The following is a 21,486-nucleotide window of genomic DNA, read 5'->3' on the forward strand; positions in this document are numbered from 1 at the left end:
ATACTCACTCTGCTTTCAGCAGAGGTTTGGTGAGGTCGTAGAGCATCGCTTCTGCCGACATTGCCCAGTGGAAAACGCCGGCCATGATGGTTGGCCCCTTCTCGATGCTCCGAAATGCGGTTCGGTACCCAGCTGACTGGATGATGGAGTTCCCATAGATCAGCGGGACGATGATGATCACGGCGACAGCCCCGAGCCGAACCAATCGTCCCCGGCCCTGAATAAAACCGCGCTGCTCCACGGCCGAGAGCACCAGTCCGACTAGATTGAGGGCGCCCATGAAGAGGCCACTGATCAATGTCCAAGGGACGAACCACATATTTTTCAGGACGTTCAAGCCCTGTTCACCGTGGATGTCGGTGTGAGCCACATCGAACGCCATATTCTTGGCTATCCCTGGCAGGTACCTGTCGAACTGCTGTCGGCTGGCCAGAACATCCATGCCATTGACGTAGAGCGGGCCCATTGCTTCCCTGGCGAAATAACGGACCTCGGCGCTGTTCAAGATGGACTGGCGAGATCGCAGGCCAGGTTTGATGGACCGGGCAAAGTCATCAAGGGTCGGGTCGTAACCGAGTTCTTCCCCTGCCTTTGGCCAGGCAATGGGTTTCCACTCATTGCCTGGAAGCCTCGCCGCGCGGAATGCCTCGAGCTTGGCGTATGTCCTGACGATATCCTCTATCTGAGGAACGACCTCATCTTGGATGCGTCCATATAGCCAATCGCCGTTTCGCCTTGTGTAGCCGGTGAAAACTGCTGCTGCGAACCCGAAGAAGTTTTGGTCGATCTTTTCTACGTAGGAGCCCTGCACGCTCATCAACACCCCAAGATTCGCAATGAATGCCTTGCCATCGCCGGTATCGCGATGCTCTTGGTAAGGGACACCTGGGATCTGGAGTGAGTCGTAGAGCAACCCTTTCTTCGTCACGTAGGCATAGAGGCTGTATACGCGCAGGCTGGCCGGAAACTTCTCGGCGATCAGGTCCGGGGCTTCACCCTGAATCCACCAGGTTGCTGGAGCTGCGACTATGGTACTGAGCGCAATGCTGAGACCGATGTATTGAGCTCCTCCCCATCGGCGGTGAGCCCAAATGCACATCCGCCAGGCGAACAGGCACACGCTGGCCGATGCCAAAATTTGACTGTAGATCTCGAGGGTTTGGAGCTGCTTGAGGGGAATGTCTGCCCCTGCCATGTTCAGCAACTCGGCGTTGAAGAGCAGGCCGCTGATCAAGCAGACGGCATTCAGCACAACGAGTGCGATGAGAAGCATCCAACGGGTCCTTGTCAGAGAACGGAACCAGCGGCCACAGAGCCTGCTATCTGAGAGGCAGCCGTTGGGATGGATGGCATTCTGCCATCCGCTTCGGAGGCAGGCTACCAATTTGACGCCAGAAAAGCGTCCCGCCAGGGTCGCTCCACCTGGATTTGAATCTAACGGGGTTGCTGCCCGGTTCAAGCCAAAGCGTGCCGCTACGAGCACGGTTGAGGGAACGCCGGAGAGCTAGGGGCTAGGTTGTTCAATCTTCGGCGTTATGGTCTTACAGGTGCAAAAGCATACGGCTGCACATTCAAGCCACTCGCGTTCCGGGGCGCGGCTCTATCCCATCCAGCCCCTGGTGTACGTTAGATTTTTCAAGGAAGCACTCAATGCAGATCAGCCAAGGGCAACGTATCCCGTTGTCTAACCTCATTCAGGGACGGACCCTTTCCGTCGCGATCCAGATCAAATCATCCCCTACTGTCGACCTTGCCTGTTTCGCACTGGATGCTTTCGGGAAGCTCTCAGACGCTCGCAACTTGATCTTCTACAACCAACGCATCTCTCCTTGCGGCAGCTTGAGACAAGTTGGTGCACAGTTCAGCCTGAAACTTTCAGGATTACCGTCATCCATAGAACGGTTGGTATTCACCGCTTCAATCGACGGTGAAGGCGCCATGGGCAATATTCGTCCCTCCACCTTTGTAATCAAGGACCGGACGGGTGAAATCGTTGCCACATGCCCCTTTGCTGGCAATATCTTCGGGGCGGAGAAATCTATCATGGTCGCGGATCTTTACCGCGACGATGGCCATTGGCATTTGGCATCGAATCTTCAAGGTTTTGACGAAGACCTCACCGCCTTGGTGAGGCATTACCGTGGGCGGTGTTGAAGAGCATCACCGGCAATTCCCCAGTGCCAGTCCAGTTCAACCACCCTTTTAACGCTGGCCAGCTAGGGGCTTGGTTGTTCAATAACCGGCGTTATCGTTCGGCATGTGCAGTAGCTCAAGGCTGCACATTTGAGCCACTCGCGCTCCCTGGGCGCGGTACTATCCCTCCCGCACCTGGTGCACGTTAGAACTCTCAAGGAAGCACTAAATGCAGATCAGCCAAGGGCAACGTATCCCGCTATCGAACCTCATTCAGGGCCAGTCTCTGTCCCTCGCGATCCTGATCAACTCCCCCCATACAGTCGACCTCGCCTGTTTCGGCCTGGATGCTGCCGGGAAGCTTTCGGACGATCGCTACATGATCTTCTTCAACCAGCCGATCTCCCCTTGCGGCAGCTTGAAGCAAGCTGGAGCAGAGTTCAGCCTGAGCCTGGCTGGACTTCCCTCCTCCATCGATCGCTTGGTGTTTACCGCGGCAATCGACGGGGCCGGTGCCATGCGCGATATCCAGTCCTCATCTTTTGTAATCAAGGACCCGGCCGGTCAAGTTGTTGCCACCTGCCCCTTCGCTGGCAACACCTTCGCCGCGGAGAAGGCCATCATGGTAGCGGACGTCTACCGCAAGGATGGCCAGTGGCGTTTGGCGTCGAATCTCCAAGGCTTCAACGAAGGGCTCAGCGCCCTGGTGAAGCATTTCGGGGGCGAGGTTGCTGATGATGCACCTCCCGCAAGTTCCCCATCGCCAGCCCCCGTTCAAGCCGCCATCTCGCTGGAAAAAAAGGTGGCGGCCGCGGCTCCGCAACTGATCAGCCTGGCCAAAAAGGCCCAGGTAAGCCTCGAGAAAGCGAAGCTGACTCATGTGAAGGCGCGTGTTGCGCTGGTTCTCGATGCGTCGGGCTCCATGAACTCCCAATATTCCAAGGGTCGTGTCCAAGAGGTGGTCAACAGACTGCTGCCCCTGGCCGTCCACTTTGATGATGATGGCTCGATTGACTGCTGGGCCTTTGCAGCAAAGCCGCAAAAGCTCTCCGAGATCACCCTGAGCAACTACCAAGACTTCATCAACACCGACAATTACGGTTGGCGTGACTGGAACGTTGGTAGCCGGATCAACGACGAGCCCAGGGTGATGGAGCAGGTGATCAGCTATTACCTCAACGACGGTGACCGGTCGCCCGTTTATGTTCTCTTCATCAGCGACGGTGGGGTACACGAGAACAGGAAGATCACCAAGCTCATGACCGAGGCTGCGAAGCTGCCCCTCTACTGGCAGTTCGTTGGCCTTGGAGGTCACGGCTATGGCATCCTGGAAAAGCTCGATGACATGAAAGGCCGAGTGGTCGACAACTGCGGATTCTTCGCGCTGGATGACCTGCATCAGGTAAGCGAGGAGCAACTCTACGACCAGCTCATGGAGGAATTCCCGAGCTGGATCAAGGAAGCCTCGGCCAAGGGAATCATTGGCTAGCTGCGCGGTTTATCTATAGGAATTCGATAGTTATCTAAAAGCACAAAACCCACTTCATTAAGTGGGTTTTGTGCTTTGTCAGCTAACAATCTGAGAAATATTACATTATGTACTGGTCGGAATTAACTAATGTTCGCTTGCTTCTTCTATTATATGCGGGTTAAATGCAGGCGGTACGACGAAGCCTGAGTTAATCGAATATGAAGAACAACCCGACAAAATTTGAACTGACATTATCTTTTCTGATATTCACGCCGCTTGTAGGGTTTGTGCTGTTTGTAGTTATTTCGCTGTTTTTCCCGGACATCCTCATGAACTTGAGATTGTTAGGTGTGATTAACTGAATTCCAGTCAATAGGCGTAATCTCTCGGAATCGTGAAGCTCTGTCGAGGTTCACTACTGCACCAAAGGCGTTCAACGTCGCGCCTGGATCTATTGCATCCAGCCGGTCAAAGTCTAACGTATCCCATTGATCACGAGAGATCAGCGCTGAAATTACGTACTGATCCTCGACACGCCCCGTTGCCGAATTTGTACGCTGAATGTACCCGGAAGCTAGGCATTGCTGGATGCCTGGGAGCAAGGCAAAAACCTCCCCAACCACACGGAAAACGGTGCCGTAACAGAGGGTGACGAAGTCCTTTCGTGTCTGAGCTTCAGACCTGGTTTTGAAGCTGAGCTTGCCATTGCCTTTGGCTTCAGCGGTTCGGTTCGGAACATCACCTTCATCGGGCAGGTCGATGTCCAGGGCTATTCCAGTTACGTCATGGGAGAACTCGTACTCAAGGAGTGTTTCTTTCGGCCAAGCGATGCCGGAAAGCACATAGTCCAGCGCGCGCTCCATCTGAGCACTGTATCCCTTTGCAGCCAGCCGGATGGCCTTTTCGATTTCGGCACGTGCCTTCTCGTGGGCGTCGCGGGCGGAATTCCACTCAGCAAGATCCTGCTGGTACTGGGCTTCAAGTACCTGGGCCTCCCTTTCCATCTTGGCACTTCGCAAGAGCATCTTGTCGATGAGCCCGGGCGCGTCAATGGATGGTCGGCGCGGTTCTTCAAGGTTGAACGCGGGTGGAAGCGCCGGCAGAGAACCTGGCCTGGGAGTCATCATGTGCACCGAAAGGCACTCTTCGAGCCCTTCGTTGATCTTAGCTGCAGCTTTCTCGAGAAGCGCCTGGATCTCCTCACGCTTCTCCACCTTCACGCGCTTAACGATCTCTGGCGGGAGCAGGTTGTCTTCCAGATCTGTGATGATCAACGTGCCGTCATTGTCGACTTTGACCTTTATGGGCCCGGAATAGGCCGCTGTCTCTCCAGATGGACCAGGTGCGCGCCTCTGGCCAGATCGATCCAGCCGTTCACGATAGGAAAGGCCGGTCCCTGGCAGGCCCGCGTTAATGTAGGTGCCACGTTTGCCCATGGTTAGGCTCAATCCGCGTGGACCAACAGAGGTACTGATTCCCGAACCGCTGATGTTGAGCCGAACGCCGGGAACGATCGTAATTCGTTTGCTGAAGCGGAACCCCATATCTTCCTCCGAGATTCACTGGGGACGGCGGCCTGCCCACTTGCAGGCCGATGTCGATAGCCAAGCTATGTGCTTCCGGCGAGATAGTTATCAATGTGTAAAAACAGCAGATTCAGGCACAGCCGACCTCAAGAAGTCGGCGGTGATGTCGTGAGTGTCTATGGCACTCACAAGCGTCGTATGGTCGTTGACGGCCATGTTCCAGATCATTCCGGCGCCCGTGCTAGCGGTTGCACCGCTTGCAGCAGCGCGGTTTGCCAGCGTCCCATTAGTCGGTGACAAGTCGGGGCATCCAGGGTGCCTCTGGCCAACTGTTCTACGGCTTCGCTCAGCGCCTGGCGGTACACCTGGACGGCGGCCTCCAAGCTCCCTGCCTCCATCAGTTTGCGGCGTTCATTCCGCGGGTCCTGGCTCTGCTCCTGCAGACACGGAGAATTGGGCCGGGGCATCCAATGGGTGATGGTCTTGGGAGGCATGCAGTTTGAATCACCGCGGTCCAATTGCCAGGTGCCGTCATCGCGCATGTGGCCCAGGTAGAGGCTGGACAGGTCGCTCTCGTCGCAGACCAGCACCGACTGCGACAGTAAGCCGACGTCGTCTTCGTGCGTGCAATCTGGCAGGTAGTCGCTGCAGGCGATCCAGCGTGCGCCGGTGATCTGCGAATGCAACATGGCTGCGCTCAGACGGTCGCGCTCGGCGGTCAGCCGGGCGACAGTTTCAGTCAGGGCGGCGATCTGCTCTGGGTAGCTGGGGTTCGGTGGGGTCACGAGTGAAGCTCCATTTCGGGGCAAAGGGAAGCCAAGATGGATATCCGGCATGTGTCCAGAGTAACGATGAACAGCGAATGCATTAGTCGATGCCCCATTAAGGTTCAGCTAGCGCTCTGGCTAGCGGCGGTCAATTCAGCGAAGTCTGTACCTGTCCATTTGTACCTAACGACGCTTTCGAGGCTCGGGCAGCACATTGGATCGTCATCGCCGTGGGTCAGGACCTTCAAGCCGAAAATGTTCTGGCCCAGGACCTGGATGTCTGTTGCGCCACCTACGATAAGCTTCTGCTTGAGGGCCCAGCCGTCCGGCTCCTTGTACAGGGCAGCCAGGGCTTGGTACGAGCCGTTTCCACCGCCCTGCCCTTCGATGGTGAACAGGACAACAGCATCCTCTGCTCCGTCGCCATTGAGATCCACTTGAACAACCTTGCGACCTTCTTGGTACTCGCTTCCGCCGTCTTCCGAAACTTCGGCAGCGACAAGACTGTCAATGGCTGCGGACAAGGTCAGTGCATGTCCGCCGGCGGGAAGGCGTTGCGATTGAAGCTGAGATTGCGGTGACACTTCACTTATCGGTCTATCGGAGTGCTGGGCGGAGCCAAGGGTAGCTGGTGCCTCTTGCTGTTGAGGGAGCTTTTTCTCATCGCTGTATTTCGCACCTGCTTCAGCATTAGGTTTGAGCCCCGCTGCCTTCAGCTTGCTGACAAACACTGCCTTGGCACGATCCTGGAACGGCTTCAGGTCACTCGGCAAAAGCTCCATGACCCCTTTCTCATCGAAAGGCTGGGCGTCACCCAGGAACCATCGGGAGAAGAATCCAGGGCGTCTTGATTCGAGGATATCGATAACCTGATCCTTCACTTCTTCCTCGGACTCCTTCCAGAGATCCCACCCTTGGTCTCCGAACATCGCAATGATGCCCTTCTTGTCTTCCGGCCCAGAAAGGGGTACTGACTCAAGCACCTTGATATTGAAGTCGATGGTCTTGCTCACGCAGGTATTCGTGAAGCTACCGAAGCATTCCTCGCGCAATTCCCGCTGCGCCATACCCAGCTTGAAATCTGTGACAGCATCACAGCCCACCAACCCCAGCACGCCACCTACAGCTAAAACCAACCTGAGTTTCATCTCGCGATTTTCCTTGTCCAGACACACAGCTTGTACGGCGCAGCAACCGGAGAGTTGCCGGTCGTGACATTCGTTCCCTTCCTACAGATGTGAAAAAGCCCCGGCCATGCCGGGGCTTTTTCCTGCCTTTCTGCTTAGCCGATACTCACGCCGTGAGCTTCAGCCAGAGGCTTCAGGCCGCCGGCGAAACCTTGGCCGATCGCCTTGAACTTGAATTCGTCGTTGTGACGGTACAGCTCGCCGAAGATCATGGCGGTCTCGGTGGAGGCGTCTTCGGACAGGTCGTAGCGAGCGATTTCCTTGCCGTCGGCCTTGTTCAGGACGCGGATGTAGGCGTTGCCCACCTGACCGAAGGACTGCTTGCGAGCTTCGGCGTCATGGATGGTGACGGCGAAGACCAGCTTCTTCACGTCGGCGCCCAGGCCGGTCAGCTTGACGTTCACTTGCTCGTCGTCGCCATCGCCCTGGCCGGAACGGTTGTCGCCCAGGTGCTCGACGGAACCATCGGTGGACTTCTTGTTGTTGTAGAAGATGAAGCTGGAGTCGTTCAGGACTTTGCCGTTTTCACCGGTGATGAAGATCGAGGCGTCCAGGTCGAACTCGGTGCCATCGGTAACGCGCGGGTCCCAGCCCAGGCCTACTACGACTTCGCTCAGGCCAGGTGCTTCTTTAGACAGGCTGACGTTGCCGCCCTTCGAGAGAGATACTGCCATGGTGTGATTCCTTGATTCAGTTGGGGTGAGGGATCAGTTGACGGTCAGACCGTAACCATTGGCCAGGGCCTTCAGGCCACCAGCGTAGCCTTGGCCGACGGCGCGGAACTTCCATTCGCTGTTGTGACGGTACAGCTCAGCGAAGATCATCGCGGTTTCGGTCGAAGCGTCTTCGGCCAGATCGTAGCGAACGATCTCGGAGCCGTTGGCCTCGTTGACGATGCGGATGAAGGAGTTGCTGACCTGGCCGAAGTTCTGGCGACGGTTTTCAGCGTCGTGGATGGTCACGGTGAAGGCGATCTTGTCGACGTCGGCCGGCACACGGCTAAGGTCGACCTTGATCGCTTCGTCGTCACCGTCGCCGGCGCCGTCGCGGTTGTCACCGGTGTGCTCAACGGAACCGTCCGGGCTCTTCAGCTGGTTGTAGAAGATGAAGTCGGCATCGCCGCGGACTTTGCCGGTGGCGTTCAGCAGGAAAGCGCTGGCGTCGAGGTCGAACTGGGTGCCATCGGTGGAGCGCGGGTCCCAGCCCAGACCGACCAGGATCTTGGTCAGGCCAGGTGCTTCTTTGGACAGGGAGAGGTTGCCACCTTTTTGAAGAGACAGTGCCATGTATACAGCTCCTTGTGGTTGCTACTGATTACTGGTTTTCGGCTTGCGCTTCTTCCTTTTCGGGGAAGATCACGCTTGCCAGGATGCCGACTGCCAGAACTGCCAGGACGATAAGCAGGCTGGTGTTCGGATCGATGCTGATGCCGTGGTGGAACAGGTGGTCGGTGGCGTTCAGGCCGAGCTTGGCGGCGATGAAGAACAGCAGCACGACGACCGCTTTCTCGAGGTGCACCAGGTAACGCTTCAGTGCTTCGAGGACGAAGTAGAGGGTACGCAGGCCCAGGATTGCGAACAACATTGCCGAGTAGACGATCAGGGGCTCACGGCTCACCGCGATTACCGCCGGTACCGAGTCGAAGGCGAACAGTACGTCAGACACCTCGACTACGACCAGGCAGAGGAACAGCGGGGTGGCGAACAGACCGCCCTTCGCCGCCAGGCTCATGCCTTTGTTCTCGGTCTTCTGGACTTCGACTTCGAGCTTTTTACGGCTCACGAAGAAGTTGTGGCCGTACAGCTTCGGCCATACAGGGAAGAGCTTTTTGGCGAATCGGTAGGCGAGATGTTGGGAGTAATCCTCCTCAGCATCATCGTCGTCACCACCTTTGAGCATCATCACCGCCGTCCAAGCCACGATCAGCGCGAAGACGATCTCAACCCAGGGACCAAAGGCCAGCAGGCCGGTACCGATCGCTACGAACACGCCACGGAAAACGATTGCACCGATGATGCCCCAGTACAAAACGCGGTGGCGCAGACCATCCGGCACCTTGAACCAGGCGAAGATGGCCATGAAGACGAACAGGTTGTCGACCGACAGCACTTTCTCAAGGGCGTAACCGGTAACGAACAGGCTGGCGACTTCAGCGCCGTGTTGCACGTAGAGGAAACCTGCGAACGCCAGGGAAATCGCCACCCAGAACACGGACCAGATAGAGGCGCGCGCCAGAGTGATCGGCTTGTCATCGCGGTGGGTGACCATGTCCAGCAGCAGGGCGGCAAGCGCCAGGCCGACAAATACCGCCATGGTCAGCGGTGGGAAGCCAATGTGAGTCGTTTCCACGTTTCAGTTCCTTACAGTTCGAAGTCTGCCGGGTTAAGGCCCAGCTCCAGGCAGATCAGGCGGCAGGCCGCTTTCTCTTTGTCGTCGAAGTCACCGTCGGAAGCGCCGATGGCGCAGGCCACACGCACCAGCAGGCGAGCTTCGCCGTCCTTGCCTTTGACCTTGCTGATCGCCTTCAGGGCTTCGGCTTGGCCAATCTGGAAGTCGAACTCGAACTTGCCGCAGGCATCGCTGAAGACCTTGATCACGTCGTTCAGGTTGAAGACCTTCAGTTCCGGGGAGTTGTTGATGAAGCCGGTCATCTTCATCTTCTCTTCGGATTTGATCTCACCATCCGCCGCGGAGATCAGCGCGCACGCATTGGCTACTGCCTCCATGAAGGTCCGATTTTTGAACTTGGCGACTTCGGTAGTCAGTGTTTCGCGAGCTTTCGTCGCGTTAGTTTTCAGCCATTCGAGCATGTGTTCCCCCTCAATGAGCGGGGCACTAGGGCCCCGCCGGATAAGTTTTACTTGGAGCCCGCTTTCCAGCGCATCCCCCAGCCGTAGGCTCGATCCATCTCTTCGTGCCCGGGATGGAAGTCGACTCGGCGAGAGACCTTAACGGCCCCATTCACGTTTTCAAGAAGAGCAATCGCACACATGCCGTGGCGACCTCCCTCCTCGTTCATGCGTACCTCGATCTCCGGTTGCCCGGGAACGAAAATGGTCACCACCCCGTCGGTTGCTTTCCAATTGGGAGCGCCGTCGTAGATGAAGGCGAACACCAGAATCCGTTTAACCTCGCTCCAGTGTTGCCCGTTGATGTGAAGCCATTCACCACCAGCGACAGAGCCAGTACGGTCATCCCCCATCAGTTGGATGTACGGCTCTTCGCGCAGATCACCGAACCGCTGACCGAGCGCCTGTACAGCACCTTTGTAGCCGTCCTGCATTTCGAACAGGCAACCCAGGTCCAGGTCGATGGCATTGCGTTTTCCAAGAAGGCCGCCAAGCAGGCCAGTGCCGCCCTGGTTCCAGTTCAGGTTGACCTTAATCTCACCGAAGCCAGCAGACGTTTTTTCCAGGCTGATGCTCGAGCGAGACTTGTCGAGGGTCACCTTGCTGAGGCTGATCGTCGATTTCGGCGCGGCTGGCGGTACCGGCGCGGGAGCGGGTGCCGGCTGCGCCGTGTTCTGGGCCGGATTCCCCGACGGCGCTGCAATATCGACACCGAAATGCTTAGCCAGCGGCTCTAGGCCACCCGCGAAGCCCTGTGCGACACAGCGGAACTTCCACGCTCCCTGGCGCAGGTAGAACTCGCCAAGAATGAGCGCCGTTTCGTTCATCCCGCGTGTTGGGATCTGAGCTTCAATCCCTCCAGTAAGGGCCAACGCCAGCGTCGAAACGCGATCGAAGGTTGCCTTGTTCTCGTATATGGTCGCGGTGAGCGCAACTTTCTCCACGGCAGGATCAACACGACTGAGATCGACTGCGAATTCAGCACGACCGGCCGAACTGGCCGTCAGCTGGACTGCGCCGCTCAGAATGCTGGTTTGGCCGTAGAAGCACATGTCACCATCGCCGCGGACTTTCCCCGTGTTGGTCAGGGCGAACGCAGAGATATCAAGGTCTGCGCCTGGGATCGGCGTATAGCTGATGTCCACGCGCAGTTGGCCGGTGGCAACCGGCGCATTACCGCCAGGTACCAGTGTTGTCATGCGCGTACCGCCTGAATGGCCAGGTTGACGAGGTCATCCGCGGTGCGGCCGTTGGTGGATTGGCCGATCGCCTTGAAGTCCCAGTCGTTACCCTTGCGGCTGAGGCTGGCCATCACTACACCGGTGTGCTGGCCTTTCTCCGCGAGATTGAAGCGCGCCAGCTCTTGGTTCTTGGACGAGTTCACGATGCGGCAGTATGCATTTTCTACCTGGTCGAATTTCTGCCCCGTGAACGAGTTGACAGTAAATACCAGGTGGTGGACGGTGGCCGGCAGGCGCTGCAGGTCGACGTTGATGGTTTCATCGTCGCCCTCACCTTCCCCGGTGCGGTTGTCCCCGGAGTGCTTGATGGAGCCGTCCTTCGAACTGAGCTGACGGAACCAAACCAGGTCCACCGGCTTCATGTTCCCGTCCAGCAGAATGCAGGAGGCGTCGAGGTCGATCGAGTCGCTGCCGCCCCCGAGGAGCTTGGAGAGGAAACCACCGGACTTCACCGGGTCCCAACCCAGTCCCAGGCTGACCGAGGTCAGTCCGCTGCCGGCAGTTTTCTCCAGCGAGATGCTCTGATTTTTGCTCAGGGTGAGTGCCATGTTTACGCTCCTTGTTGATCTTCAGAGTTCGAGTGGGAGGCACGCGGAGGAACACTCCCCGGGCTCCCTGCTTTGCTAAACCGCGGGCGGGAACGCCGCCATACGGGGTGAAAATGACGCCAATGCGCATCTTGCGCAGCAGCCAGTAATTCATGATCGCCGCGAGTATCGCCCCAGGCCCTCAACCGGTATTGGGTCAGCGGACCATAGATGGCTTCCAGTCGGAGTACCTTGTTCTCGCAGCGACAATTGTTTCCGCTGATCTTGCCGGTCAGCCGGCCATCGACCACTTCCAATTCTGTCCCGATGAGCTTGATACCGAGCCGGTCGGCGAATGGACGCAAAACCAGGGCCGGAGAGGCTGAGCAAAGTGTCACCTCTGCTCCGGACGCCATTTCGGCCGCGACGGATCGTAACCCTGATGGGCGCATGAGCTTAGGCCAAACCGACTGGCAGAAATCTTCTGCTTTCTGGCCCACCCATTTGGCTTCCACGCCGGCGAGAAATGTGCTCACCAGCTGGGCCTTAAGCTCATCCCGCGACATGCCCCTGCCGAGATACCTCAGGCTGGGCAGCACCAGCCTGAGGATACGAAGGGTGAACTCACGAGTGCCGAAGGCAAACCGAAGGAACGGCACGAAACTGTCGTGCCGGGTGAGGGTTCCATCGAAGTCAAACACCGAGAGCACCTTCGCTCCTTTCGGCCCTGCCTCCAGCATTTCGATGCTCATCAGTTAGCCTCGGCCAGGCGGACACTGAGTTCGCCATTACCCATTTCGGCGGGCTTCACTCCGTGCCACTTGGCGCGCTCGAGGATGTTTACTGCCCACTTGTAATGAGTAGCCGGCTCGCACATTGCGTCGTTGTGCTTGAAGACGGCGGGGGCCACATCGTTGACGATCAGCTTGGCGCAGTTGAGGTCCTCCAGGCTCACGCGGAGCGTGTCCTGAATGATGCTGATCTGGCTTGGATGAATTGCCGTCTTGCCTACCAGGCCATGCGCGATATCGAGCTTCAACTCCTCCCGAAGAAGATGGGGGGTGGCCAGCTGTTCGAATACAGGGGCCGTCAGGGCAAAGCCCTGTGCTCCCATTACGCCGGCGAGCATGGGAATCACGTAGCTCATCGGTGTGTTGTAGAGCGTGGTGGCAGGGTTCCGGCGCAGGCCGAGGCAGCCCATTAGGTCGTTCCCGCCAATCCGGAGGGCGATGATGCGTTGGTTCAGGTTGGCTTTCAGAGCCTGACCGAGCTCCACCATGGCACCCGGATCGTAAACATCGCTCGTTTCCAGAGTTGGCATGAGATAGAGATTAGGGTTGCTGACCGCGGCCTCCCAGAAAGCAAGAGACTTCAGCGTTAGCTTGGGAACGACGAACCCGTTGACGTGCTTCATCAGCGGCCATTCGTTCAGCACTGCTGCCATCTCTGCATCGCGAGGACGGACGAATAGCAACGGCCCCTGTTCCGGGCGGCCGCCACGGGCGTCGATGCCCATGAGGAGCGCCTGCAGATTTGCGAGCGCACTTTCGACGTCGATCGCCGCCACTGCGTCTTCCAGGCATACCACCAGTGAGCGAAGCTCAGGAATCTTCATCCCGAACACGACATCCAGGATGTCATCGCGAGTTGCCGGCATGTACAGAGTCGCCCCGAGAGCGAATGGAGAAATCGCCTTCATCAGTTCGTACTCCGGATGATGGTTACCGCACGGTACGGCCCCAGTGCCTCGCCGGCCTCCTCCACCGTTACCCCAGCGCGCTCAGTGAGATGCAGCAGGAGTTGCACGTCGCCGTCGTTACGATCCCGGACCAGCACGTGATCGGGCACTCGGCGCAGGACTGCTCGGGTTGCCTCGGCAATACCCGGTTTTACGCGGTTCAGGTTGCTGATGCCGAAGCGGGTAGCGAGGGAGGTGACCACGTTTTCAGCTGCGGCCTGGAGCTTCAGGCGCTGCTCGTGCGTCCAGGGCGATGCAGTTTGAACACTGTTCAGCGCTTGGCGCTCAGCCTCGATCTTGTCGATGAACTCACGTGTAACGTCGTGTTCATGCAGGTGGTCGTAAACCACGCAACCATGAAGCCCTCCTTGAGTCGGCCAGATGGATCGAGATACCAAGCCTGAAACGGTTGCGCCCAGGATTCCGGACGGGATTACCCAGTCCTCTGCGGAGGCAGCGAGCCATGCGCGGCCGCAGGGGTCGGCAAGTACAACGAGACGTGGTTCTTCCGGGAAACGCTTGTCGGCTCCCAGCGTCCGCTTGAGCTCGCCAGAAATTGCTCCCTTGCCGGTCCAGCCATCCACGAAGACGATGTTCTCCGCACCGTGCAACTGGATGATCGCTTGGAGGGCCACCGTATCGATCCCGCGATCACGGATAATGCTTACGCCATAATGGTGGGCGTCACGGCCCATCTCGACCAGTGCCCGACGGAGCAGGACGCCAAGTGGAAGACCGGCGCGCACGAAGGAAACCAGGGCGATGCTGGAGCCGGTGTAGGCGGCATTCAACGCCAAAGCCAGAGATTGAACATCTTCAGCCATGCGCGCCCCGTTCTGCACAAGCGCACGGGCGTACAGGGACTTGTGCACGTCGGTAGGCGCGTGTTCTTGGCTGATCATCTCCGAATAGTGCTTCTGATTGCTTTGAATCAGGCGCTCCTTCTCCTCGACATCGGTGACATTCATTTCCACCGACTGCAGAAGGAAATGGACGTCTTCCGGCGCGTAGCTACCGCTGCCGACGGTGTTCAGGGTTGCGAGGAGATTACTCATTGATCATCTCCTCCACGGCCTTGGCCAATTGGCTGCGAGCGGGTGTAGCCCACATGTGGCAAAGGTCCATGAATCCCAGGTCAGTGATGCTGTCGCCGAAGCCGAGGACCGGGCGTTCGCCGTTGATTTTGGCGTCACGGCGCAGCCATTCTTGAACGGCCAGGCGCTTAGCCAGCCCCTTGGGCAGGAAAGCGAGGTTGTTGCCGTTGGCATGGATGTGCATGCCTTCCAGCATGCCTCGAGCCTGAACCTCGTTCAGGACCTTGGAGAGGACAGCGTCATCGGATTCATTGTGTTTGGTCACCACGTAGTGGCGCAGGCCCTCTTCTTCCACAACCCAACCGCGGAGCGAATAACCCATGTCCTTCCCGATCTGCAGGGTTGCTTCGCTCAACGCCGGCAGTCGATCCTGGAAGGTCCAAAGGGACTCGGCCATCTGTCCATGCCAGTCCTGATCCAGTGTGCCATCAGGCCGGAGCATTACACCCCCATGCGAGCAGATAGCCCCCTCGGTGAAGGGGAGCTTAACGCGGCTGTAAGCCTCTACGCTGCGCGCGGTGACAGGCACTACATCGGCCGAAGCCAGCAGCCAGTTGACGAAGGAGTGCTGGACCGGATTCATGTACCCATTGGGTTGGCCGTGTACATCCAGCGTCGCGGTAGTGCGCGGCGTACCTTCGACCATCTTGCGAGCGGTCTGGAACAAGGTGTCGTCGAGGTCGACGAATACCAGGGGACGATTACTGCTCATCGAAAATCACCTCCGCACTCAGGGCCGTAACCAGCTCTGCAGGGACTGCCTGCGCGGGGGTTTCGGTGCAGATCAGAACTCGGTCAAACTGCCCCGGCTTCACGTTGTAGAGGAAGTTCGGGATGCCAAGACCGTAGTTGTCAGAGAACGACAGGGCATGCTGAATGGAGTGGCCCAAGGCGATTGGAGAGCGACTGGTGGAACTGAAGTGAACATCAGCGCCTGCACGCTCCAGCCGCTCGGCCAGCAGGAAGGGACGCCAGACGAACTCACTGGTACCCAACACGATGATCTTTTCGCCGGGTTGGACCTGGATCTCGGGAGCAAGCGTGTCTTCCACATGACGGACGCCCAGGCGGCCCCAGTCTTTATCTGCCGAAAGTGGCCACTCCCCGATGGATACGGCCCCTACGTCTGGCATTTCGGGCAGCGGCGCTGCCTGGTCTTCATGGAACTGATAGGAGCCCTGCATCAGCGACACCGCTGTCGCCTGCTCGCCGATGGCATGGCGCACAGCGCCAGCAGACCAGTCCGTGAGGACGCACGTGACGACACGCTCGATCTTGCTCAGGCCTGCATCTACCAGGGCGCGATGCAAGTTGACGAAGGTCTTCCCGGTGGAAGCCTCATCGTCCACCAGTACCAGCGATCGAGCCTGGAGCATCATTTCCCGGATTTCTGGGTCGACGGGCATGTGGATCAGGTGGGCGCTGGCGTGACTGTGTTCTTCCTCGAAACGAGCGAAGAGCTCGGTGCCGAGGGGATGGCGAGTGCTGATGAGGTACATGCTGTCAGGGCGAGTTGCGCTGAAGGCGCGGTGCACCCCGGCACCGAGGCCTACGGCAGTTTCGGCCATGCCAATGACCAGCACTGGTCCAGGGAGATCAGGCGGGATTTCAGCAGCCAGGCTCTCGAAGCTGGCAGCCATGACCGATGGGCGCACTGGTATATGGCGGCCCAGCACTTTGGAAACGAATAGGAATGCCCGCTTGGGATTCCGGCGCTCTGCAAAACCGAACAGGTTAGCGGGAGGGAGGACGGCGTCGTCGACTTTGACCTCAAGAAGCCCCCGCTTGAGTTGGGCGCGTAGGGACGTTGGTACTACGTTGTTTTCCATGATTGCTTCCTTGATTGGCGCGAGGGGTGACCCTAACGCCTTGTCCCTTGCTTTCAACCCGAATAGGGCTTACGGATTCCGCGCCTCGATTTTCCAAAGCGATTGTTGGGCTTCACGGGCCATCTGGGATGTCGTGAAGGTCATTCCTGTCGGGGCACGATTGGGCTCTACACCACAGGCGTCGAGAAACGCCAGGGCAAGTCCAGCCTTGACTGCGAAGTTCATGTTCTGCGCATCAGGAACAGTGGAGGTCACCATCCCCACAACCGATCCAGAACCATCGAACAGAGGGCTTCCGCTTGATCCCGGCTGAATCGGAGCAGTGAACTGGAGCAGGCTGGCGTCATTGTGTAGGCCAAAGAGTGCAGATACGCCCCCCTGAGTAACGTGTATTCCTCCACCGGCCAGCCCAGCGAGTGGGTACCCGAGGGCAACTACTGTTTCCCCCAGGTCACAGCCAATACCATCGCGGAAAGCCACTGGTTTGAAGGCAGGTGCACCTTGCACCCGGAGGAGCGCCAGATCATTCCGCTGGTCAACAACTACGGCCTCGGCACGATGCCGACCCTCGAACGAAGCAATGTGGATCTCTTGCATGCCCTCGATCACATGCGCACACGTGAGAATATGAGTGGATGTCACAGCAAAGCCGGTACCGGTCGCGCCGGCTGCCGATCGGTTCTGATCTGAGGAACCGAAGCGGCGATGAGGATGGGCATCGTCGATATTCAGCCCGATCCGACGTCCAAGCGCTGAGAGACCGTATGCCGACCCTTCAGCGAGAGCGCGGAATTTCCACTGTTGATTGCGGCAGTAGAACTCGCCGACGATGATGGCTGATTCGCCATTGTCGGATAGGTCCAAGCTGACTTCGATCTGAGAGTCGACTTGCAGGCGAAGGGACCGGAGTTCGCTGACTGGTCCCATTGCCGAGAAGGTGTAAACCACCAGGAGCAGACGGTCGGCGCCGGTCGGCAGTTGGGCGAGATTCAAGCTGCAGCTGACTTTCTCCTGCGCGCCACTCCACTGCATCCAGGGCTGGGTGACCTGGAACAGTGCTGCCTCCCCTTGGGGGTGACGTTTATCGTCTAGTGGAAGCAGAGCAACAGCTGCGTATTCCCCGAATGCCGAGGAATTTCCGCACTCCAGCGTCCAGGAGCATTGCGCAGCTCCCAAAGCGGTGTTTGCGCCAGGCGCCAGCACCATCATCCCTGCTTCGCTCCTTGAGTCCCGTACCTTATAAAAAGCGGCAAAATAGTATCAAACTTGAGGCTTGATTACATATCAGGTCGCCACTGGCACCGCAACGGTAATGGCTTTCACCCTGATATTTGGTATCCACTGACTCACCGGCTCGGGCAGTCCGAGCCTTCTGGTGGCGAAGATACCTGGCAGGTTGATTCCCGTATGCCGGGTGTAACCGATGCCGCCCGAGTACCGCGGATTGATCTCGAGGAGATGCGGGACACCATCTGCATCATCCCGCGTCTGGACGTTGACCAGTCCATCGCACTGAAAGTGAGCAGCGGCTTTCAGTGCGAGTTCAACCGCTGGCGAATCGTTCTCGAATGTCTGGTGAAGGCCCTGCTTCCGGCGTCCAACGTATGCCACCGGACGGCCGGACTCGCAAACCATGTCGATCGAGCACTCGCTCCCCGCCATGTACGGCATCACCAGCATGGCGGGACGCTCCCCGCCGGCGCGATAGGCTTGCAGGTAAGTTTCGAACTGGACTTCCCGAGAGTCGGGGTTGGCGAAGCAACGGAACGGGTCCGCTTCAGACTTGAATCGCCAGAATCCTTGGCCGTAAATGCCCACAGCCGGCTTCACACAAACGTCTCCGTGAGCGCGAAGGGTTTCGTAGGCGTCGATGAGTTCCTCGGCGTTGGTTGCCGTAATCGCGGGGACACAGGCAAGTCCAGCGCGCTCTGCTTCAGCAGTGAACTTGCTTTTGTCGTCTACCAGCTCGAACGTGCTCATGGTCGAACCACCGGTAACCAGCACCAGCCCTGCAGCCTCGAATCGGCGACGCTGGGCCTCGAAAACACTCCCCACTCGGCCGGCCAGGATAACTTTGATCTTATGGGTCAAGGCTGTCTCGATTACCCAGTCGATTCGTTCTTGGTTGTCCTTCGGCTCAATGAAGCTCACGTCGGCGTGACCGGTGATTTCAGGCCTTTCTTGGCGATGGGAGGCAAAAATCTTTACCTCCGGTGGTAGGGCCTCACGCGCTCCTAGAAGAATGTCGCGCTGGCTGGATTGTCCCTCAAGAAACCAGATCAAGATGTGTGTCCTCATGGAGGCCGCGCCCGTGCAGAACGAGCGGTCAGCTGTGTTTATGGTGGAAGGGACGATAACGGGGGCTCGGCGCGTATCAACCGGGCGGGGGCATTCTACTGGAGGGTATCGGCAAGAGCTGGCCAAAAGACAAGTCACTTTGCCACTAGATATGGCAAACGCTGGCTACACTCTGGGCAAGTCCACCGTAAAGGTCGCTCTGAAATGGATGCAGAACGGATGACTCAGGTCGTGGCGGTCCTCGAGAAACAGGAATCTCGGTACCGGTGTTCAGCTATACGATGGAAGATCGGATACAGACTGCTGCTGATCCTTTCAGCAGTCCTATCCGCATCCGCTGCCATCGTTGCAAAGCTGTCATTCGTCCCTGAGGGGCTAGGATCTGACTTATCAGCCATTCTTGCGGGTGGAGCAGCCATAATGACTACGGTCATGGCTGCCCTGGATTTTGAGACCAATTTCCGCTTGAACAGGCGCTCTCGGCATCAGATGCAGATATTGGTAATCGAAGCGATGAAGGAAGGGGCTGATCCTGAAGCCCTCCTCTCCTCCGCCCAGAAAGTCATTGATGAACGTACCAAGGAGTTGGACAAGCTGGACTAGCTACTCACCTGGCCCACGGAAAAGGCCCAGCGGCGCTTAAAGTCCTCCAGCTTCCGCAGGTTTTCCTCTTCACTCCACTGCGTCGACCAGACGATCTCCTTACCCAATTCTTCGCGCTCCGGCTGAGGGTAGATCGTGTGCCCGTCACTCTGCCGCTCATAGCGCCAGCCATCTGGAATGTAGCTGTAGTGATCCCGATAGTCCGCAGGTTTCGTCCTGTTGTGCTCCTTGTTCTCATTCGACTCGTGCACAGGTATCAGGAAAACGGTAGTGACCAGCTGGATATCCAGGGTGCTTTGCTGATCAACGCTGAAGTGATCTGCAAGGTTCAGAGCGCCAAGCTCTTGCGGATTGAGAGAGGTGAGGTACCCGTAGTAGTCGTTGTGACACGGCCCCTTAGTGAGGATCTTGCCTCCGTGAACGTACAGGAGCTGCGTCTCAGACTCCTGGAGCCAGATAACCTCCCGCTGAAATTCAACTCTCTGACGCTCGCCGCCAATGTTGACGTGGTCAACAAAGGTCTCGGTTGTTCTCTTGGCAATTGGGGAACAAGTGCGGATCGGGCTCATAGACACCTCTTCGAAAGGTTTTGCGCCAGCTTACCGGGAGGTCTGGACTGTTCCAGTCGAAGAGGGCGTGAGAGTTTCGGTTGATGGCCTGATTTTGCTCTAGCTATTTGAGCCGGTCGAAGAAATTTCCACCTCTGCGGGTATAACCGCCGAGGTTGGTGAAACGATGCGCTGCAGATCCGGCCTGCCGTCGGCAATCCTGCGGATTACCGTCATAGCCGACGGTTAAAACTTCGTCGCCAGCGGCACTGGACAGGACTACCGTGGCAGCAAGAGGCTCACGCTCAATTTCGTTTCCTTCAATATGCTGGGCCAACGCGCGGAACCAATCCGCCAATTTCTTTCGCTCTGCCTGGTTCTGCTGCACCTTGTTGTTGTGCAGCCTGGGCATGGAAGGGAAAGGAATGATGTCGGTCATGGTGTCTCCTTCTCGGCCACCAGGTGTGCAGGCGCGCGGCCGTATTAATTCGCGGTTCCGGTTCTCTATTTGACTAGCAGGTGGCCTGGGCTGGGTAGTGCTCCTCGCAGTCCACACCGAAAAGCTCGAAGGCGTGCTCAAGCTCCCCATCGACAAGGGCTGGAATTGTCGAGTCACCGCGGAAGATGGCCGCTGCTAAACGATGGTTCCCGTCGGTCACCATCCAATTCGGCCCCCAATAACCTAGAGAAGGACAGCCGACATCGATCAGGATCGGGTCTTTGGCGGGGTTCTCCACGAGAAAAGCGATGCGCCCTGCATGATCATCAGAGTCTGGAGTGCCTACAAGTCGGCGCTCGATCAAGGCTTGTCGAACGTCCTTTTGACGAACAGTTACACCCCATGGAGCATCGGACTTGAACGGATTGCAGTGACGTTTCACTGCGACAACGGGAAGATTCGAAGGCATTACTTGGCCCATATGAGGGTTGAGAGGCAGGCCTCGTTTACCGCTTCCGGCGAGGCCCGCTGGGTCATAGGCCAAGATTCTAACGACTGGTGCCCCAACTGAAAGTCAGATCAGTCCATCCTTTTTCCATTGGGTGAGCAGGCCTCTGGACACCTCGAAATGCATCCCATCTTCTGTAGGGAATGCAGCTCCCCAATACCAGCCGGCCGCGTTGAAGTAGTTGGCCAGGATCAGGAGCCCACGCTGAACCTTGTTGTCTCCCTGCTTCTCCGTATCCCCTTCGATGAACATGTCCAGGGCTGTTCCCCACGAGTGGTTCGAGATCCCCGGACCAATTTTTCCCTTGATCCTGGTGTAGCGAGAACAAAGCATGCCGTTGTTCCTGAGTAAGGGATATAGGTCTGGCACCTCCCGCTCCACCCGCTCGAAGATGGACTTCAACGAATCCAAGGCCGGCAGAAGCCCTGTTGCCCTAAACGGCCCAACCTTCCGTGAGGCAACCCTCTTCTGGAATTCTGGGTCATTCGGGCTCATGCATTTCCCCTTGGAGTCATACTTCCCATCGAGGACGGGATGTCCGAAGTATTTGAGCATGTCCGAGTTTTTCGCGGAGACCAGCCCAATGTTGTAGGTGCCAGGCTTGGGGAGATCGATAAGGTCGGAGTATTTCATCGGCGTTCATCCTCTGTGGTCTGGTTGGCAAGCCGCTGATGCAAATAGCCTTAAAACTGCGCGCAGCGGACTGCCGAGACCACCTGACGGAAGCT

The 21,486-nt window shown here is 57.8% G+C and carries 24 protein-coding genes; 3 read left to right on the top strand and 21 right to left on the bottom strand.

Features of this window, described 5'->3' with window-relative positions; translation table 11 throughout:
- Nucleotides 1–4: 4 nt before the first annotated feature.
- Nucleotides 5–1,273 carry a hypothetical protein gene (locus RN02_RS17150; RefSeq protein ID WP_010792495.1) on the bottom strand — a complete coding sequence of 423 codons (1,269 nt, stop codon included), beginning with the start codon at nt 1,271–1,273 and terminating at the stop codon, nt 5–7.
- Nucleotides 1,274–1,650: 377 nt separating this feature from the next.
- Here RN02_RS17150 and RN02_RS17155 point away from each other — a divergent pair, with 377 nt between their 5' ends.
- Both RN02_RS17155 and RN02_RS17160 read left to right on the top strand, forming a co-directional pair.
- On the top strand, nt 1,651–2,154 hold the full coding sequence (locus RN02_RS17155; RefSeq protein WP_010792496.1) for a TerD family protein: 504 nt from the start codon (nt 1,651–1,653) through the stop codon (nt 2,152–2,154).
- Between the two features lie 208 nt (nt 2,155–2,362).
- The gene (locus tag RN02_RS17160; RefSeq protein ID WP_010792497.1) at nt 2,363–3,622 is read left to right on the top strand and encodes a VWA domain-containing protein; all 1,260 of its coding nucleotides are present in this window, start codon (nt 2,363–2,365) and stop codon (nt 3,620–3,622) included.
- 326 nt (nt 3,623–3,948) lie between these two features.
- On the opposite strand, the gene RN02_RS17165 is transcribed toward RN02_RS17160, so the two are convergent.
- The 16 genes from RN02_RS17165 to RN02_RS17240 form a co-directional block, all read right to left on the bottom strand.
- On the bottom strand, nt 3,949–5,148 hold the full coding sequence (locus RN02_RS17165; protein ID WP_010792498.1) for a DUF4236 domain-containing protein: 1,200 nt from the start codon (nt 5,146–5,148) through the stop codon (nt 3,949–3,951).
- 206 nt (nt 5,149–5,354) lie between these two features.
- On the bottom strand, nt 5,355–5,915 hold the full coding sequence (locus RN02_RS17170) for a DUF551 domain-containing protein (RefSeq protein WP_010792499.1): 561 nt from the start codon (nt 5,913–5,915) through the stop codon (nt 5,355–5,357).
- Nucleotides 5,916–6,019: 104 nt separating this feature from the next.
- Nucleotides 6,020–7,045 (bottom strand): hypothetical protein, encoded by a 1,026-nt coding sequence (locus tag RN02_RS17175; protein ID WP_043315462.1) that lies wholly within the window; start codon nt 7,043–7,045, stop codon nt 6,020–6,022.
- A gap of 134 nt (nt 7,046–7,179) precedes the next feature.
- Nucleotides 7,180–7,758, bottom strand: a complete 579-nt coding sequence (locus RN02_RS17180) for a TerD family protein (protein WP_010792501.1) — start codon at nt 7,756–7,758, stop codon at nt 7,180–7,182.
- Between the two features lie 33 nt (nt 7,759–7,791).
- Complete coding sequence (locus tag RN02_RS17185; protein ID WP_010792502.1) at nt 7,792–8,370, bottom strand: TerD family protein; 579 nt, start codon at nt 8,368–8,370, stop codon at nt 7,792–7,794.
- Nucleotides 8,371–8,398: 28 nt separating this feature from the next.
- Nucleotides 8,399–9,433, bottom strand: coding sequence for a TerC/Alx family metal homeostasis membrane protein (locus tag RN02_RS17190; RefSeq protein ID WP_010792503.1), 1,035 nt, complete (start codon nt 9,431–9,433; stop codon nt 8,399–8,401).
- An 11-nt stretch (nt 9,434–9,444) separates the two neighbouring features.
- Nucleotides 9,445–9,894, bottom strand: coding sequence for a tellurite resistance TerB family protein (locus RN02_RS17195; RefSeq protein ID WP_010792504.1), 450 nt, complete (start codon nt 9,892–9,894; stop codon nt 9,445–9,447).
- A 47-nt stretch (nt 9,895–9,941) separates the two neighbouring features.
- Complete coding sequence (locus RN02_RS17200; protein ID WP_010792505.1) at nt 9,942–11,132, bottom strand: TerD family protein; 1,191 nt, start codon at nt 11,130–11,132, stop codon at nt 9,942–9,944.
- On the bottom strand, nt 11,129–11,722 hold the full coding sequence (locus RN02_RS17205) for a TerD family protein (protein WP_010792506.1): 594 nt from the start codon (nt 11,720–11,722) through the stop codon (nt 11,129–11,131). The genes RN02_RS17200 and RN02_RS17205 overlap by 4 nt, the downstream gene beginning before the upstream one ends.
- 2 nt (nt 11,723–11,724) lie before the next feature.
- Nucleotides 11,725–12,453, bottom strand: coding sequence for an HAD family hydrolase (locus RN02_RS17210; protein WP_010792507.1), 729 nt, complete (start codon nt 12,451–12,453; stop codon nt 11,725–11,727).
- Nucleotides 12,453–13,400: an HpcH/HpaI aldolase/citrate lyase family protein gene (locus tag RN02_RS17215; protein WP_010792508.1), complete on the bottom strand. Its 948-nt coding sequence runs from the start codon at nt 13,398–13,400 to the stop codon at nt 12,453–12,455. Before RN02_RS17215 ends, RN02_RS17210 begins: the two co-directional genes overlap by 1 nt.
- A complete protein-coding gene (locus RN02_RS17220; protein ID WP_010792509.1) occupies nt 13,400–14,494 on the bottom strand; it encodes a cysteine protease StiP family protein in 1,095 nt (364 codons plus the stop codon). The genes RN02_RS17215 and RN02_RS17220 overlap by 1 nt, the downstream gene beginning before the upstream one ends.
- Nucleotides 14,487–15,245: a hypothetical protein gene (locus tag RN02_RS17225; protein WP_010792510.1), complete on the bottom strand. Its 759-nt coding sequence runs from the start codon at nt 15,243–15,245 to the stop codon at nt 14,487–14,489. Before RN02_RS17225 ends, RN02_RS17220 begins: the two co-directional genes overlap by 8 nt.
- A complete protein-coding gene (locus RN02_RS17230; protein WP_010792511.1) occupies nt 15,235–16,362 on the bottom strand; it encodes a phosphoribosyltransferase domain-containing protein in 1,128 nt (375 codons plus the stop codon). The genes RN02_RS17225 and RN02_RS17230 overlap by 11 nt, the downstream gene beginning before the upstream one ends.
- Before the next feature lie 69 nt (nt 16,363–16,431).
- Complete coding sequence (locus tag RN02_RS17235) at nt 16,432–17,571, bottom strand: trypsin-like peptidase domain-containing protein (protein WP_010792512.1); 1,140 nt, start codon at nt 17,569–17,571, stop codon at nt 16,432–16,434.
- 75 nt (nt 17,572–17,646) lie between these two features.
- Entirely contained in the window at nt 17,647–18,645 is a 999-nt protein-coding gene (locus RN02_RS17240; RefSeq protein ID WP_021018409.1) for an ATP-grasp domain-containing protein, read from the bottom strand.
- Between the two features lie 234 nt (nt 18,646–18,879).
- Here RN02_RS17240 and RN02_RS17245 point away from each other — a divergent pair, with 234 nt between their 5' ends.
- Nucleotides 18,880–19,263, top strand: a complete 384-nt coding sequence (locus tag RN02_RS17245) for a DUF4231 domain-containing protein (RefSeq protein ID WP_038405143.1) — start codon at nt 18,880–18,882, stop codon at nt 19,261–19,263.
- Here RN02_RS17245 and RN02_RS17250 read toward each other — a convergent pair.
- The 4 genes from RN02_RS17250 to RN02_RS17270 form a co-directional block, all read right to left on the bottom strand.
- The gene (locus RN02_RS17250; protein ID WP_010792515.1) at nt 19,260–19,832 is read right to left on the bottom strand and encodes a hypothetical protein; all 573 of its coding nucleotides are present in this window, start codon (nt 19,830–19,832) and stop codon (nt 19,260–19,262) included. The genes RN02_RS17245 and RN02_RS17250 overlap by 4 nt on opposite strands.
- Nucleotides 19,833–19,935: 103 nt before the next feature.
- A complete protein-coding gene (locus tag RN02_RS17255; RefSeq protein WP_010792516.1) occupies nt 19,936–20,250 on the bottom strand; it encodes a hypothetical protein in 315 nt (104 codons plus the stop codon).
- A gap of 73 nt (nt 20,251–20,323) precedes the next feature.
- Nucleotides 20,324–20,614 carry a ParB/RepB/Spo0J family partition protein gene (locus RN02_RS17260; protein ID WP_177331064.1) on the bottom strand — a complete coding sequence of 97 codons (291 nt, stop codon included), beginning with the start codon at nt 20,612–20,614 and terminating at the stop codon, nt 20,324–20,326.
- Between the two features lie 210 nt (nt 20,615–20,824).
- Complete coding sequence (locus RN02_RS17270; RefSeq protein ID WP_010792517.1) at nt 20,825–21,391, bottom strand: M15 family metallopeptidase; 567 nt, start codon at nt 21,389–21,391, stop codon at nt 20,825–20,827.
- Between the last annotated feature and the right edge of the window lie 95 nt (nt 21,392–21,486).

Origin of the sequence: Pseudomonas sp. PI1 (assembly GCF_000812405.1) — a bacterium.
GTDB lineage: Bacteria > Pseudomonadota > Gammaproteobacteria > Pseudomonadales > Pseudomonadaceae > Pseudomonas > Pseudomonas citronellolis.